At 59.5% G+C, this 15468-nt stretch carries 11 protein-coding genes; 3 read left to right on the top strand and 8 right to left on the bottom strand.

What is annotated here, in order from left to right:
* Positions 1-55: 55 nt before the first annotated feature.
* Both ACRDD5_RS02255 and ACRDD5_RS02250 read right to left on the bottom strand, forming a co-directional pair.
* On the bottom strand, positions 56-523 hold the full coding sequence (locus tag ACRDD5_RS02255; RefSeq protein ID WP_438675783.1) for a hypothetical protein: 468 nt from the start codon (positions 521-523) through the stop codon (positions 56-58).
* Positions 507-1304, bottom strand: coding sequence for a winged helix-turn-helix domain-containing protein (locus ACRDD5_RS02250; RefSeq protein ID WP_438675782.1), 798 nt, complete (start codon positions 1302-1304; stop codon positions 507-509). The genes ACRDD5_RS02255 and ACRDD5_RS02250 overlap by 17 nt, the downstream gene beginning before the upstream one ends.
* 552 nt (positions 1305-1856) lie before the next feature.
* On the opposite strand from ACRDD5_RS02250, the gene ACRDD5_RS02245 reads away from it, so the two are divergent.
* The 3 genes from ACRDD5_RS02245 (at position 1857) to ACRDD5_RS02235 (ending at position 5213) form a co-directional block, all read left to right on the top strand.
* The gene (locus tag ACRDD5_RS02245) at positions 1857-2297 is read left to right on the top strand and encodes a winged helix-turn-helix domain-containing protein (RefSeq protein WP_438675781.1); all 441 of its coding nucleotides are present in this window, start codon (positions 1857-1859) and stop codon (positions 2295-2297) included.
* Positions 2298-2436: 139 nt separating this feature from the next.
* Entirely contained in the window at positions 2437-4353 is a 1917-nt protein-coding gene (locus ACRDD5_RS02240) for a methyl-accepting chemotaxis protein (RefSeq protein WP_438675780.1), read from the top strand.
* A gap of 20 nt (positions 4354-4373) precedes the next feature.
* Positions 4374-5213: an EAL domain-containing protein gene (locus tag ACRDD5_RS02235; protein WP_438675779.1), complete on the top strand. Its 840-nt coding sequence runs from the start codon at positions 4374-4376 to the stop codon at positions 5211-5213.
* 34 nt (positions 5214-5247) lie between these two features.
* On the opposite strand, the gene yahO is transcribed toward ACRDD5_RS02235, so the two are convergent.
* From yahO to ACRDD5_RS02205, 6 genes are all read right to left on the bottom strand, one after another.
* Complete coding sequence (gene yahO / locus ACRDD5_RS02230) at positions 5248-5523, bottom strand: DUF1471 family periplasmic protein YahO (protein WP_438675778.1); 276 nt, start codon at positions 5521-5523, stop codon at positions 5248-5250.
* Between the two features lie 124 nt (positions 5524-5647).
* Complete coding sequence (locus ACRDD5_RS02225; RefSeq protein ID WP_438675777.1) at positions 5648-7753, bottom strand: HlyD family efflux transporter periplasmic adaptor subunit; 2106 nt, start codon at positions 7751-7753, stop codon at positions 5648-5650.
* Entirely contained in the window at positions 7753-9105 is a 1353-nt protein-coding gene (locus tag ACRDD5_RS02220; RefSeq protein ID WP_438675776.1) for an efflux RND transporter periplasmic adaptor subunit, read from the bottom strand. The genes ACRDD5_RS02225 and ACRDD5_RS02220 overlap by 1 nt, the downstream gene beginning before the upstream one ends.
* Positions 9102-9881, bottom strand: a complete 780-nt coding sequence (locus tag ACRDD5_RS02215) for an efflux RND transporter periplasmic adaptor subunit (protein ID WP_271283409.1) — start codon at positions 9879-9881, stop codon at positions 9102-9104. Before ACRDD5_RS02215 ends, ACRDD5_RS02220 begins: the two co-directional genes overlap by 4 nt.
* A gap of 20 nt (positions 9882-9901) precedes the next feature.
* A complete protein-coding gene (locus ACRDD5_RS02210) occupies positions 9902-11833 on the bottom strand; it encodes a TolC family protein (protein WP_438675775.1) in 1932 nt (643 codons plus the stop codon).
* The coding region (locus tag ACRDD5_RS02205; RefSeq protein WP_438675774.1) for an Ig-like domain-containing protein at positions 11833-15468 on the bottom strand (3636 nt) is incomplete at its 5' end. The genes ACRDD5_RS02205 and ACRDD5_RS02210, both read right to left, overlap by 1 nt.

Below are 15468 nucleotides of genomic sequence, written 5' to 3'. Positions count from 1 at the left end.
AATATGCGCAACAAGGTAAAAAAAGCCAAGTAAAGCAGTCCCCTGCCGCGCCTTATTACCCTTTAGTGCAATAGAAGACCGGGGAATTCTTGTAGATAAAATAATAGCTGGCGGAATTGGCCGGGACGATCTGCAGCCTTATTCCACGCTCCCGGTGCCGGAAGAAATCCGGAATAGATAATCTGAAGGGTAAGGTTACTTTCGGTAATTCATTGGTTTCGCTGGAGACCATAATCATTCGGCCCTCTTCACGCCAGTAATCAAAGGTCACATTATTACTGAGCGAAATCGGCGGCTGATTCTCTTTACTATATTCACCGGTGGTCTGATAAATACCGCTGCCATCGTTGAAAGAAAAATTCATCAGCACATCGACAACAGCATGATTTTCTACAATGGTGATGTGCGATTCGCAGCTAAAATTATCGCGCTGATAATGAATATATCCCGCTGTCAGCAGTGGGGCGACAATCGCCAGAATAATCAGTCCCCAGCGGAGAGTTAAGTTATTCATTTTCATCATACGGCTGCCTGTAAAAAATAGACTGACAGCGGGCGGCGCTGTTTACCGGTATCCGGTCGCAAATAATGACCGATATCCCCTGCTGCGAATGATTCAGCGTCAGATACGCAACATCCCCGCTTTTACAGGGTAGCGGAAAGCGCTGTGACAGCGCGGCCAATATGCTGTGACTTTTCTCTTTATCATGCCAGGAAGAATAGACCTCGCAACCCGCACTCTTCCCGATCGATTGATAGCGGGCGAATACCGACCCGCCCTGTCTAAGGGTAAGAATCAGCACGCTGCACGAGAGTAAAAATAAGCCTGCGGCCAGCCAGTATGCTATTCGGGAGGTCCAGACTCGCGACGCCGCTGGGGTGGCGACGTGTTGCTGTTCTTCGGTATATATGTCGGGTAAAACCGGTAAAGGAACTGTTTTATTCCGTTCCATTAGCTCGTCTACCGTGCCGGTACGCAGCTGCGCGATGGATTTAAACCCCGCTTTAGGAACGGTGATAATAACGTTGTCCGCCAGCCCGGCTGTTTTCAGCGCTTTGCGGATTGAGGCGATAGTCTGATACAGCGCGTTAGTGGTCACTACGGCGCCCTGTTTCTCCCATACCGTGGCAAAGAGATAGCGCTGGGTCAGCAGTTGGTCATTGTGTTCAAGGAGTTGAAGCAGGCACTCACTCACCGGGCCATGCATGATCACTGCGCGTTCAGGGTAATGGGTCCGCGAGCAAACTCGTCGCGCATCGGGTTCAAAAAGCACCATCTCGTTAATCAAAAAAGCATTTTTCATGTTGTGACCACAGGCTGCATTTCAAAGGGATACGGTTAATCAAATTTCTGATTCATTTTTTTTAGATTAGTTATCAAAAATATAGCCGTCATCTCCCGCCAATGCAAAGCGTGGCCAGAGGGTAACGAAGCGCGTCTGATTCAGTATAAATCATATAACTTCACTCCTCTTTTCACCCGCCAGAACACATTGTGTATGCAGCTGAAGAGGTGATGGCGAGTCAGCACCGCATCTTCCTCTCGTCATCAGCGTGAAATGCTGATTCGGCGCGTAAATTCGCCATTTCATCTTGATGCATGGACCCATCACCTGAACCCAATACAAAAACACACAATAGTGATGAATAGCAGATTTTTGTTCTGTGGATATGAATTACATAAACGAAAACACGAGATCGGGGGGTTTGCTCACCCGTTTCTTATAGTGCACAGGGGTGTGTATTGGAAAGCATTCATAGCAACCATATAATCCACCACATAAATGATGTGGGTAAATGTGTGGAATCAATGTTGGGGTGGTTATCCGATTTAACATCATGCAGGAATAAATGAGATGGGTTATCGACTCTATGGCTTTATGATTGGCGAAGAAATTCATTTTGATATTTCTAATCGCCGATTGTACCGACTCACGGGTAGCCACACCGACAAAAGCATGGCATTTGCGTCGATCTATTTTAATGAAACGATGCTCAGGCTATTTCTCTATCTGCTGGAGCATGGCCGCCGAAAGGTTATCGCCAAAGAAGAGCTGTTCGAAAAAATCTGGGAGGAAAATAATTTATCGCCTTCCACCCAGCGTTTATGGCAAGTGCTGCATAACCTGAATAAAAAACTGTGCCTGCTCGGTTTGCCGGATGATTTTATCCGCAACATTAAAGGCCGCGGTTATATGATTAATTATAACAACGTCACTCCCGTTTATTACAGACTGAGTGAGCTCCCTACTCTCCCTGATAAAAAAGAGGAGAACCCAGATAGTCTGAGTGAGTGATGTCAACTCAGACATTTGCCCTGAGCACGCTGTGCAAAGGGCTTTTTTTTACATCGTATGATCCACAATTCCTGCCCGCTTAATGATGGCGAAATAGCAAAAACCTTTTCTTCGATCTGCGTCGATACTGGAAGAGTACATGAATATAATAAATCACTTTGTAAATTTAAAAGTCAGCCGGAAATTATTTTTCGGTTTTTCCGTCGTCTTACTGGTAACACTGGCCATTCTGGCATCGGGTTTACTGGGGCTGAATAATATTCAGGATAAAGTGGAAAAAAATGGCTTAACCACCAATCTGTTTAACGCTCTTTCGTCAGTGCGTCTGGGGCGTACAAATTTCCAGTACACCCTGGATCAACAGTACCTGGATCAAACAAATGCCGCTACGGCGCAGATGCAGGCGACAATTGCCTCACTTAATACCTTTAGCTGGTCGCCAGAGGGCAAATCGGCGCTGGACAACACCGCCAGTGCCGTTAATAGCTACATTGTTACGCTGACGCCGTTTACCAAAGCCCTGTCGGAAAAAAAACACAGTGAGCAGACCCTCTCTTCTCAGGTGTTATGTGATAACGCCGAGCTGGTTATCAGACTGAGCCGGGACCCGTCGTTATCCGTATCACAGTCGCTGCTGGCCGCGCAGGTGGCCTTTATCATGAGCGACATTGATTCCCAGATGGCGCTCTATAAACAGCACCCGACGCCAGAGTTGCAAAAAGCGGTTCAGGCCCGTCTGGAGGCCGGTAAAATCGATGCCGTTCAGCTGTTGCCGATGCTGCCCGAAACCCAGCAGCCAATGCTGCAGGCGAGCATCGACAATATGCAACGCATCGGGCCGGAGCTGGAAAATTACCGCACCGTCTGGATAACCCAGTCGGCCCTGTCCGACGCCTTAACCGAAAAAGCGGTCGGCCTGACTCAGGCCATCCAGAGCCTGTTTGACCTGCAGCAGAAAAAGGTGGCGGATACCGTCGACAGCATTCAGATCCAGATGGGCATTGTCGCGGCTATCGGCATCATGCTGGGCGTACTGCTGGCGCTGGGGATCACCCTGTCGATCACCCGTCCGCTGAGTGAAACCTTACGGGTAGCCGGGCTGATTGCCAAAGGCGATCTCACCAGTACCCTCACCAGCACCCGCCGGGACGAGCCGGGCCTGCTGATGCAGGCGGTCGCCACCATGAATGAGAACCTGAAAAGCATCATTTATGACGTGCGTGAAGGGGTGGAAAGCGTGGCGAGATCGGCATCCGAAATTGCCGCCGGGAATATGGATCTCTCCTCGCGTACCGAGCAGCAATCCGCCGCCGTGGTCGAAACCGCCGCCAGCATGGAGCAGCTCACGTCCACCGTGGCGCTGAATGCCGAAAACGCCAACCACGCACGCCTGCTGGCGCAGGAGGCGTCGACCCATGCCAGCGAGGGCAGCGCGATCTCGCAGAAGGTGATCGACACCATGAAGAACGTGCGTAGCAGCTCGCACCGCATCTCTGAGATCACCACCGTCATTAACAGCATCGCCTTCCAGACCAATATTCTGGCGCTGAATGCCGCCGTGGAAGCGGCCCGCGCGGGCGATCAGGGCAAAGGCTTCGCGGTGGTGGCCGCAGAAGTCCGCACCCTTGCCCAGCGCAGCGCCCAGTCGGCAAAAGAGATCGAAAACCTGATCCAGGAATCGGTGGAGCACGTGGACAGCGGCTTCACCCTGGTCAGCGGCGCCGGGGAGGCGATGTCACGCATCGAGACCTCCGTGGCGCAGGTGCGCGACATCATGAGCGAGATTGCCGCCGCCACCGACGAGCAGAGTCGGGGAATTTCACAGATTGCCCAGGCGATGACCGAGATGGACACCACCACCCAGCAAAACGCCGCCCTGGTGGAAGAGTCTTCCGCCGCCGCCAGTTCGCTGGAGGATCAGGCCGTTCAGCTGGAACAGGTGGTGGCGATTTTCCAGGTGCCGGACGCAGCGCCTCGCGCCCCTGTCCGGGCCCCGGCCACGGCACTCATGAAAAAGGCCCCTGCTCACTCACCAGCCGACTGGGTCAAATTTTGATTTCCACAGAGGGTAGCGGGATGAAGCGGGCACATAAAAGCGTCAACGCGGTGCTGGCGGGGCTCAACGCCGGGTTAGCGCGCTATTTTTCCCGGCACCTGCGCTCACCGGTTAATACGCTGCGCATGGCGATTGCCCAGCGGCAGATTACGCCATTTTACCAGCCGTTTATGGATGCCCGCAGCGGGCAGATTGCCGGGATTGAGGTACTGGCCCGCTGGCGTCACCCGCTGTACGGCTATGTCTCGCCGGATGTTTTTATTCCGCTGGCGGAACAACACCATCTGATTGTGCCCCTGACCCACCTGCTAATGGAGCAGGTGGTGGCGGATCTGCAGCATCAGATCCACCGTTTCCCGCTCGGGACCTATATCTGTATCAACATCAGCGCCCAGAACTGCCTCGATCCGGGCTTTGAATGCGATTCCCGCGACATGGTGCGCAAGCTTAACGCCAATCAGAGCCATGTGGTGGTAGAGATCACCGAGCGGCACCCGCTGCACTTTACCCCGCAGCTCAGTGAATGGTTTGCCGCCCTGCGCCGGGCCAATATCTCGCTGGCGCTGGATGACTTTGGTACCGGCTATTCCAATCTGGCCTATATTTCTGCCCTCAATCCGGAATTCATTAAGATTGATAAGCTGTTTGTCAGCCAGATTGGGGTCAGTGACGATACGCGACTGGTGGATAGCCTGATTGATCTGGCGAAAAACATGCACCTTAAGATCATTGCCGAAGGGGTGGAAACCAAGGCGCAGGCCGACTATCTGCGCAACAAACATATCGATTATCTGCAGGGGTACTATTTCAGCAAGCCGTTATCGGCCAGTGAGTTGATTCATCAGGTTGCTGCGGGGTGAATAAGTGCCACCCCGCACAGGGGTGGCATCAGCATTATTTCTTCTTATAGATATCCGCCGTACCGTGGATTTTGTTTTCGGTATGGCCGGACGTCAGCACCAGCACGTCAGCGCCTTTCTTGTCGGCTTTTTCAATCAGCTCTTTCTTCGCATCGGATGGCGACACTTTATTCGAGGTCGACACCGTACCGATTTTTTCATACTGCGTTTCGACTTTTTTAAAGTTCTCACGCGTGATCAGCTCAGCAGCAAAGACGTTGCAGGTAAACAGCACAGCAGTTCCCAGCAAAATGGCGATCGACTTTTTCATAACCTGATTCCTTGTTGTGAATATGCGCTACGGCTCCCCCACTCGGGTGAGTAAGGTCTAATCAGCATGATAAAGAAGGGTGAAAAAATCCAGGCTGTGGGAACATTTCTTTTTTTACAAAATGTTAGCCCTCTTTCCCCATCCCGCTCTGTTGGATAAGCATCAGCATCGCGCTGTTAATCCAGCGATGGGCCAGGCTTTGACCGTCGCTTTTCACTACCACCTGCACCGGCATTTCCCGGGCGATCGACGGCTGCCCGTCGTTACCCTGAATCGACACCCGATACCAGACCTTCTCTGGCTTCAGCTCTTTCGGGGGGACTCGCGGGGCCAGCGTGATGGTGCCGCCAAACTCTTTCGCCAGCGCCATTGACGGCAGCTTCGCCAGGCTGTGCTGGTCCACGGAAACAACGGTTCCGCTTAACGGCTGGATCTGGCCGGGCAGGAAGACGTTAGCAGAAGCCCCCTGCTTAATGCGCTGCAGATCGTCCTCGGTGACCAGGGCATCCACCCGCCAGCGGCTGGCGTCGATCACGGTGGCAATCCGATCGCCCGGCGAAACCCAACTCCCCTCCTGCAAGGTCAGATTACGCTCCTCGATGCGGCCATCGATGGCGGCAAACAGCTGAAGCCGACGCAGCTCCATGTTGCCCGCCCGCTGCTGCAGGGCGAACTGGCGCGCCATCTGCTCGGCCAGCACCTGTCTGGCCGCACTCTCTTTATCCAGCCCCTGCGCCCCGCGCGCGCTGGCTTCCCAGGCCTGACGCATGGCGATGGCCTTATGCTCGTCCGTTTCGGGCTGTGGGGCATCCAGCTCAAACAACAACTGCCCTTTTTTGACCGTCTCGCCATCCTGCACCCGCGCTTTGAGCATCATCGCACCAAACGGGGTGTACAGGGGTTGCACCAGCGCCGCGTCAATCACGCCAGGCATCGAGACGCTGCGCGACCACGGGAGCAGCAGCACTGCGAAGAGGGCCGCCAGCACCAGCACGATACGCAGCCGCCGGGTACGGCGGATCTCCGCCCGACGCTGCCACCAGACTTTTAATTCTCGGATCATCGGGAGCACCACAAAAGTCATTATCTCAATCACAAACAGGAACACGCCCAGCGCCTTAAAGAAGGCGTGGTAGACCACAATGGCGATGCCAATAAACAGCATCAGCCGGTAGAACCAGGTCGCGAAGGCAAACAGGGTCAGGGCGCGGGAAAACCCGCGCGAGACGTTGTCCGGGAGGGGATCCTCCAGCCCCAGTAGCACCTTGCGCATCGCCCGTTTGGCCCACGCCCCGGCCCGCTCGTGCAGCCCCGGAAAGTCCAGCCAGTCGCACAGAATAAAGTAGCCGTCAAAGCGCATAAACGGGCTGGCGTTGATCGCTACCGTCATCACCCAGGCGGTGGTGGCAAGGAAAAAGAGCGCATTTTTAAAGGCCCCTTCCGGCGCGAACGACCACAGCAGTGTCGCCCATGCCGCCAGCACCAGCTCGGCCATGATCCCGGCGCAGGCAATTTTGAGCCGCTCCCGGGAACGGCTGAGCTTCCAGCTTTCGCCGGTATCGGTATAGGCCATCGGCAGCATCACCAGCAGCGCCACGCCCATATGCCCAACCCGCACGCCGTAGCGCGTCGCCATAAAGGCGTGCCCCAGTTCGTGCCAGCATTTGGACAACACCAACGCCAGCATAAAGCCCAGCGCCCCCTGCCAGCTCACCGCATTTTGCAGCGTCGCTTCAACGGAATCCCACTGCCGGGCGGCTAAGGTCAGCCCGGTGAGGCCCGCCAGGACGGTGAGCAGTAAAAAGGTGCGCGAGAAGAGAAAGCTCACCCACGGCAGGAGGGTTTTCAGCATCTTGCCCGGATGAACCAGGGGGATGCGGATAAACAGATAACTGTGCAGCAGGTGCGTCCACAGGCTCTTTTCCGGGCGATAGCGCGGGATTTTCAGCAGCTGGTGCTGCTGCAAAAAGCCGACGAATTCGTCCACGTCTTCGGGCAGTACCTGCAGGGTGGTCCGGGCATTGATGTCGTCGGCAATCGCCTGCGGTTTGCCCAGCGGCCAGCGCTTAAGGATCTCAATTTCCAGCCACCCCAGCCGGAACCACAGGTTTCTGACCGGATCGTTCAGATGCCAGGCCGGGGAGCCGTCGCGGTTGATTCCAGCATCGCGCAGCTGCAGCTCTTCGCGCAGGGCGGGCCACACCGGGCTGAGGCCAGGGATCTGTGCCATTACCAGCCCACCCAGGCGCGCAGGGTCGCCAGCGGACGGCGCAGCAGCAGATAGCCCAGCGCCTTCCAGTCGCCGGAGACGCGGGCAGTACCCTGCAGGCCGATCCGCGCCTCGGCGGTATCGCCCTGCAGCGAGCCGCGCAGAACGTAGCTCGCCACCCCGTTAGGGGCTTCGACGGCCTGATACCCGGCATAGTCGAGGGTCGCGCTCAGCGGGCTCAGCGGGGCAACCTTCAGGAACACCGTCATCGGTGCGCCCTGCTTGAGGTTGGTGGATTCACTGGCCGGGGCCCAGGCCCTGACGCCCGGCTTATCCGGATCCGCCAGCAGGCCGATGCGCTCCCCGGTTTGCACCGGACGCCCGGCCCAGTCGTCGGGATCGGAGTAGACAAACACGCCGTTGCGCGGCGCACGAATGGTGAGTTTATCCAGCTCGCGCTGGAGGGAGGCCACTTCCACCTGCTTCTCGCGCCAGCGCCCTTCCGCCATCGCCAGCTCGGATTTAGCCTGCTGATCTTCAATCGCCTTCTGCGTTGCCTGATGCAGCGTGGTGTCCGACGTAGCCAGCTCTGCGGTTGCCACCGCCAGCCGGTTGCGCAGGGTGGTGTCGTCCAGCACGGCCAGCACGTCGCCTTTTTTCACCGTCGCATTTGGCATGGTCACCATCCGCTGGATCACTCCCTGTTCCGGGGAGGCGATCACCTCGCTCTCCAGGGAGACGATCTCCGCCGGGACCAGGGTGTATTCCCGCACCGGAATGCAGAAAATCGCAATCAGCGCCAGCAGCACCCACAGCAGACGTTTGCCGCCGCTGCGCTGCCACAGCCGCTTGAGTGCTGAGGGTCTGGCGGTCAGCGCCCAGGTGGCGTAACCGTACAGGCCGCAGAGCTGCAGCAGGGCAAACTCGGCGGAATCCGGCGTCAGGGTGCCCGGCCAGGGATTGTCCCGGCCTAAAAACAGCAGCGACAGCAGTTCGCCCTGCGGGCCGGTCAGCGGAAAGACCCACACGTACTCCGGCAGCCACTCGTTCCACGCCGCCTGCAGCGGCTCACTCAACATCACAGCGGAGAGCGGCAGCAGCCGCGCCCCCTCGGCCAGCTTGCGGCAGCGTGGGATAATCTCGGCGCTGACCTCCGCAAGCCAGAGGGCGTAAGGGGTATTGCGATCCACATCGTTGAGGCCGGAGTGGGCCACCAGCCGGGCCTGCTTCTCACCCGTGACGCGCATCAGCGCCGCCTGGCGGTACTCCACCAGCTGGCGCGTATCGTTGCAGATAACAAAGCCCAGCTCGCTGTACTCTTTGATGCGGGCGATGCGTGCAGCAAGACGCCAGCCCTGAGCACCTGCGATCACGACGCGGCCCCGCTGCCCGGACAGGCAGTATCCCCCGCAGCGCACAGCGGCACCGCTTGCCCGCTCATGCCCGGCAGCACGCCGTCGACGTTATCCGGGAAGCGGGCCTCGATCTCCACCGTCTGGCTTACCGCGTCCACCCGGGCGCTGATATTGGTCACCGTCAGCGGGTATTTTTTTCCGGTTTCCCCGACCGTCGCCTCAAGGGTGACGCCCGGTTTCAGCCAGACGATCCAGCCTGACGGCACGTTGAGTCGCGCTTTTGGCGTGCCGCTGCCGACCAGATCAACCACCCCGCCGCCTGCCGCCACGCCCTGCCCCTCTTTGACGTAGACGCGTGCCACCCGGCCATCAAAGGGTGCGACAAAGCGGCACTGAGCCAGTTGGGCATCGAAGATCCCCATCTGGCCTTTGGTGCGGTTAACCTCCGCTGCCGCCAGCCCCACTTCAAGCTGGGCGGCGGAGTTCAGCCCCTGGAGTTTGGCCTTCGCCTCGTAGCGCAGCTGTGCCCCGTGATACTCGGCCTGCGCCGCCGCACGTCGGGCGGTGAGATCGCTACAGTCCAGCGTCGCCAGCACTTTACCTGCTGCCACTTTATCGCCGAGCTGCACGTTCACTTTCGCCATCCGCCCCGCCACCACGCTCGAGAGCGGGCTTTCGCGGTTCGCCTGCACCAGAAAACGCACCGGGCTGTTGCCCGGCAGCGTCTCTTCGGCCTGCAGCGGCAGGGCCGTGGCCCCCATCAGCGCACATACCACCATAAACATCGACTTCATACGCAATTCCTGTCATGCCATTAAGGGCGAGCCAGCGGGGCCGTACGTGCGCCGCTGATCCGCTGAATATCATCCGTCACCGACAGCGCGGCGGCCTGGGCCAGGGCGCTTAAGGTACGGGTGCTGGCGTCATCCGGCAAATAGCTCTGGTACTGACGCGACAGGCGCACGTTGTCGTCACTGTCGATCACGTCCATCGTCCACTGCCCTTTGCGCGCCGTGCTGCTGCTGACGGTTTTAAACTGCATCCGCAAGCGCAGGCTTTGCGGGGTCTCCCCCATCTCGATCTGGTTGGCCGTCAGCACCTGGCTCACCGAGCGGGTGATCGCCGCGCGATCCGCACCGCCCGGCAGGCGACCCACTTCCACCCGCACAGCCTGCACTGGCGCGCTTTTCAGGGCTACGCTGGCGAAGACGGTCTGCTCTTCCCGCCGCAGGCTGCTGGCGATGGCGTTCGACAGGCTGGCGACATCGGTCTGCTGGACCTGATCCGGCAGCAGGTCGATCCCCACCGAGTTCAGCACCCGGCCATAGGCGGCCTGAGCTTCCGCGTAGGAACCGGCCATCTGGAAGCGGGAGACAATCGAGCGCGCCTCGGTGCGCAGGGTTTCCAGATCGCTGGTCAGGGAGTTATCCGACCCGGCGCGCGAGATGCTGGCGAGGCGCTGATCGACCTGCGCGGACTGGTCGGCAATCTGGAAATCGTACACCGCCAGCTTATAGCGCTCTGTCGCCACCCGCACCTGGGTGATCACCGCCATGCTGAGCGCCATCCTGCGGGCATCGTCCGTCATCCTGCGCGCATCGTTGTTATTGTTGATCGCCGGAATGCTCAGGAGTTTGAACAGGTTCATCGACACCCCGACGCCGCCCTGCACCCAGCTGTCGTTGTACAGGTAGTCGTTGGAGTCGTAGTTAACCCCGGCAAACAGATTCAGGTTCGGCAGCAGCGAGGCGATCTGCCGTTTGGTTTCATAGCTGTCGATGCGCGCTTTGTAATCCTCTTCCCGAAGTTCAGGCCGACGTTCCAGCGCCATCTGCTCGAGCTTGTCCATGTCCTGCGGGACGCTCGCCAGCGGCAGCGGTTTGTCGTCGAGGGTGATGTTGCTCCCCGGTGGGACGTTCATCAGCGCGTTGAGCTCACTTTTCGCCATCTGCATCTGCTGGCGTTTCTGATTCAGGGTGGTCATCGCATCCAGCAGGGCGCGCTGGTACTCCAGCCCTTCAATCGGCGGCAGAATACCCGCCTGCTCTGCTTCGCGGGTTTTCGCCAGCGCCGAGGCGATCTGGTCCGCCAGCGGCTCGGTCTCTTTCAGCAGACGCTGGGCGCCCAGCGCGCGCCAGTAGGCGTCCCGCACCTCCTGGACGATGTTTTGCAGCACCTTGCGGCGGCGCTCTTCGGCAATGTTAACCTCGTCGGCCTGCTGCTGGGCGCGGAAATAGCTCATGCCAAAATCGAGCACGTCCCAGGAGAAGGTCGCGTCGGCAAGGTAGTGCTCACGCTCTTCGGAGGTGGACGGACGCAGGCTGATCACCCCGTCGTCAATGCCGACGCTGGTGCCGCCCGAGTCGTTGTTACGCCAGCGGTAGCCCGCGTCGGTCATTAATTTTGGCAGCATGTCCTGGGAAGAGAGATCCAGCTGGGAGCGCGCCAGGGTGGTTTCCATCATCTTCAGGCGGTAGTCGAGGTTGTATTTCAGCGCCCGCGCCATCGCATCAGACAGGGTCAGGGTGCCCGTTACGGCCTCCTGCCCCTGGTACATGGCAGCGCGATCCTGATTCACCCGGGCGGTAATTTCATCCTGAGTCAGCGGCGTCGGCTTGATGGTGCCGCATCCGCTGAGGATCACCGCGGCCACCAGCACCCCGAGAGGCGCAAAACGAAAACGGCGCGGCGTTACGGCCATGACCGGCACAGAAGCATTTAGCATGTCTACATTCCCATAATTCATCACTTCACCTGCTTAGCCGACACAGCGGGCAGGACGATGGTTGTTTCCGGAGCCTGGCGGTGCAGCGCGGCAAGTTGCGCTGTCAGCGATAAGGCTCCCTGAGCGGATTCGAGGGTTGGCGCGTTGACCACCGGCACCGGCGGTTCTGCCGGTGCGTGCAGGGTTTCGCGTTCATCGGTGTGGCGAATGCTGAACGGGCTAAATGCATCCCGCAGCATATTTTGCCCGATGCCGTTGGCGCCCAACTCGCGGATATCGCGCTGCTCGCGAGTGCTGGTGAACCAGCGCGGGAACAGCACCGCCTGCTCGAGCACCGGGGCGTTGGCCTGCTCGACGCCGTAGCCGAGCATCGCCATTTTGACGTTGGCCTGTACGGCGTGACGATGTTCGCTGCTCTCGAAGCCATAGATCATCGGCAGGATAAACAGCCCCGGGGTAAAGCTCAGACGCGGCTGCTCCGGCTCGTCGCGCAGACCAAACAGCAGCTCGTGCCAGCCGTCGCGATCGGCCACCTGCGGCATTGCCGTCACGCCGTGGATGATTACCGTCAGCGTGGACTGGCGGGTGTTGCCGTCCGCATCTTCGAGGGTGTAAACGAACACCTCCTGCAGGCTGGCGTTGGCGTCCAGCGCGGCGACGCGCGGGTCGCTGCGGTTCACCTCATACTGCCAGTTGCCGTTGGCATCAAGGCGCAGCACACCGTACTGGCCCGTGGTCACGCCGTTAATGTGTCCCGCCGCGCCGGTGTTTTGGGACATCACATCCACCACCGGACCGCGAATGGCCGGGCCGTCTGCGCCTACCGTATCGTTGGCGAACAGGTTGCCGCTCTGGCTGTACTGGGCCCGATCCTGATAAATATCGGCGGTATCGGGCTGCGCCTGAGGGGCATCGTCAACAATATTGACCCGCAGCAGGCCGCCGATTTCGCCGTTCACCGTAAAGCTAAAGGTCACCTGAACAGGCTGCGATTCCTGATGCGCTACTGCCTGAGTTTGCACATAGCGATAGCTCAGCACCCCGTGGGTGGCGTCAGTCGCCTGATAGCCGGTCAGCTCCAGATGTCCAAAGCCAAAGTCCACGCTCCCCGGCCGCTGAAGCGTGAACTGCTGCAGCTCGGCCAGGGTGAAGGATTTGCCGTTGATGGTGAGGATTTGCGCCGGGTCGAACGCGGTCACCTGCAGCGAACCGCTGGCTGTCTGGCTCCCGCTGCTGTCGCGCAGGCCCTGCTCGCGGACGGTCAGTTCCAGCACTGGCTTCACGACCACCTGCACGGTAATGGTCTCTGTCACGCCGCCGCTGGTCACCGTATAGGTATAGCTGTCTGGCCCCACGTAGGCCGGATCCGGCACGTAGCGAATGCGCCCGTCCGGCAGCAGCGTTACCGCGCCGTGTGCGCCCTGGCTGACGGCGGTCACCTGGCGGGTCGGATCCTCAAAGGTGTCGTTCGCCAGCACGTCGCTAATCAGCTCTCCGCCTTTGAGCAGTGCGCCCCGGTCGTCGATGCCGTCGGCCACTGGATTTACCACAATCGCCAGCCTGCCGCCGGTGGCCCCGTTATCGTTGCCGTCGGTGACCTGCCAGCTGATGACCGGCACCGTGCCGTTCCAGTCCGCCAGCGGCTTGAAGGTGAACTGCCGATCGCTGGTGAGGGTTAATGTGCCCTTGCCTGCGATCAGGATCGTGCGGCTGCCGTTGGCCGGGACGTCATACTGGGTGGCGTCGCCGTCGAGGGTAAAGCCCGTCACCCGCAGAGCGTCGTTATCGGCGTCGGTCACCGGGAGCGAGCCCTGCACCGTGCCACCGTCTTCATCCATCTGCACGCTAACGTCACGGGCGACCGGTGCCTGGTTGGTGACCCACACCACCACGGCCGCCGTCTCCTCCACGCCGCCGCTGCGCACGGTGTATTCGAAGCTGTCAAAGCCGACAAATCCCGGGCGCGGCGTGTAGACCACTTTGCCGTTCACAATCGTCACCGAGCCTTCCATCGGGGTTGTGACCCCGACGAGGGTGGCATTCGGATTGCTGAAGGTGTCGTTCGCCAACACGTCGAGGGTGCCCGGGAAGCTGGAGTGGATATAGGCTACATCCTGTCGGGCATCGGCCACCGGGCTGACGCTCAGATCGAGGGTCTGCGAGGCCAGGCCGTTCTGATTACCGTCCGAGACGGTGTAGATAATCTGCGGTACGTCGCCGTTCCAGTCCGCTACCGGACGGAACAGATAGTCGCCGTTGGCCTGCAGGGTGATTTCACCGACCCCGGCAATCACCGCCGTGGTGCCCGGCAGGAACACCCCCGCCAGAGTGCCGACGCGGAAGTCCACTACCCGCAGGGCATCCCCGTCGTTATCCTGATCGTTCGTCAGCACGTTGCCGCGGGCCTGGGTATCTTCCGCCACCACATCGCGATCCGGTCGCGGCTGCGGGGCGGCGTTCGTCACTTCAACGGTGATGGTTGCGGTTTCCCGCACCCCGCCGCTCATCACCGTGTAGGTGAAGGTGTCGATGCCGACGTAGCCCGGCTCCGGCAGGTAGGTGATTTTGCCGTTCTGGATCGTGACCTGGCCGTGCAGGGCGTTACCCGTGGCGACAATCTGTCGGTCGCCGTTGCTGAAACTGTCGTTGGCGAGAGCATCGATAATCAGCGGCTGGCCCGCGTGGATCCGCGCATAGTCAGGCTGGATATCCGCCACTGGCGTGACCGTCAGGTTCAGTTCCCCGGTCACCTGGCCGCCGTCGTGGCCGTCGCTAACCACAAAGGTGAGGGTCGGCACGCTGCCGTTCCAGTCCGCCAGGGGTTCAAAGGTGTAGCTGCCGTCCACGTTAAGGGTGAAGGTGCCCTGGCCCGGAATGGCGTAGCCCACACCCGGCAGATGCGGACGGGTTTCGCCCGGCAGGTTCCAGCTCACCACGGTCAGTCTGTCGCTCGAGTCGGCGTCGGTAACGTTGTCAATCACGTTGCCCGCCAGCACGCTGTCCTCCGGCCCGCTGACCGGAACCAGCGGGGTCAGCACCGGCCGCGTGTTGGTCACCTCAACGGTGACATACGCCACTTCAATGCGCCCGCCGCTGGTGACGGTGTAGGAATAGACATCCTGGCCGACAAAGGTCGGATCGGGGATATAGCGGGTATGCTGCCCGTCGGGGCTAATCTCCACTCGCCCGTGCTGACCCTGCGTAACGCCGGTAATCAGCTTATCGGGGTTGCTGAAGCTGTCGTTATCCAGCGGGCTGTGCAGGGCCGAATCCCCGGCGTGCTGGGTGTAGCTGTCGGCGACGGCGTCGATTTCCGGGGTCACCACGATAAACAGGGTGCCGTCCGTCATCCCGTTGTTTTTGCCGTCGGTGACGGTGTAGGTGATCTGCGGCACCACGCCGTTCCAGTCGGCCACCGGAGTAAAGGTAAAGTCGCGGTTGGCGAAGACATGCAACGTGCCGACACCCGGAATATCCACCACGCGATCGTTCGCGCCGCTAAGCGGCGTGGTGACATTGTCGATGGTCACGGAGAGCAGGGTCAGTACATCACCTTCCGGATCCACGGCGTTAAACTGTCCCACCAGCTGCCGGGTATCTTCGGGGCTAATGAGGGATGTCTGCTGCGCTGTCGGGGTGCCGTTCATTACCGCAAT

The organism is Silvania sp. (assembly GCF_051656365.1).
GTDB classification, from domain to species: Bacteria; Pseudomonadota; Gammaproteobacteria; order Enterobacterales; family Enterobacteriaceae; genus Enterobacter; species Enterobacter hatchlandensis.
Note: the sequence above shows the minus strand (reverse complement) of the source record. Positions and strands in the feature narration are given on the sequence as shown.

Coding starts and splice junctions, on each gene's coding strand:
- ACRDD5_RS02240 (WP_438675780.1), top strand. CDS start 2,437: ATGAATATAATAAATCACTTTGTAAATTTAAAAGTCAGCCGGAAATTA.
- ACRDD5_RS02250 (WP_438675782.1), bottom strand. CDS start 1,304: ATGAAAAATGCTTTTTTGATTAACGAGATGGTGCTTTTTGAACCCGAT.
- yahO (WP_438675778.1), bottom strand. CDS start 5,523: ATGAAAAAGTCGATCGCCATTTTGCTGGGAACTGCTGTGCTGTTTACC.
- ACRDD5_RS02245 (WP_438675781.1), top strand. CDS start 1,857: ATGGGTTATCGACTCTATGGCTTTATGATTGGCGAAGAAATTCATTTT.
- ACRDD5_RS02255 (WP_438675783.1), bottom strand. CDS start 523: ATGATGAAAATGAATAACTTAACTCTCCGCTGGGGACTGATTATTCTG.
- ACRDD5_RS02235 (WP_438675779.1), top strand. CDS start 4,374: ATGAAGCGGGCACATAAAAGCGTCAACGCGGTGCTGGCGGGGCTCAAC.
- ACRDD5_RS02215 (WP_271283409.1), bottom strand. CDS start 9,881: ATGAAGTCGATGTTTATGGTGGTATGTGCGCTGATGGGGGCCACGGCC.
- ACRDD5_RS02210 (WP_438675775.1), bottom strand. CDS start 11,833: ATGAATTATGGGAATGTAGACATGCTAAATGCTTCTGTGCCGGTCATG.
- ACRDD5_RS02225 (WP_438675777.1), bottom strand. CDS start 7,753: ATGGCACAGATCCCTGGCCTCAGCCCGGTGTGGCCCGCCCTGCGCGAA.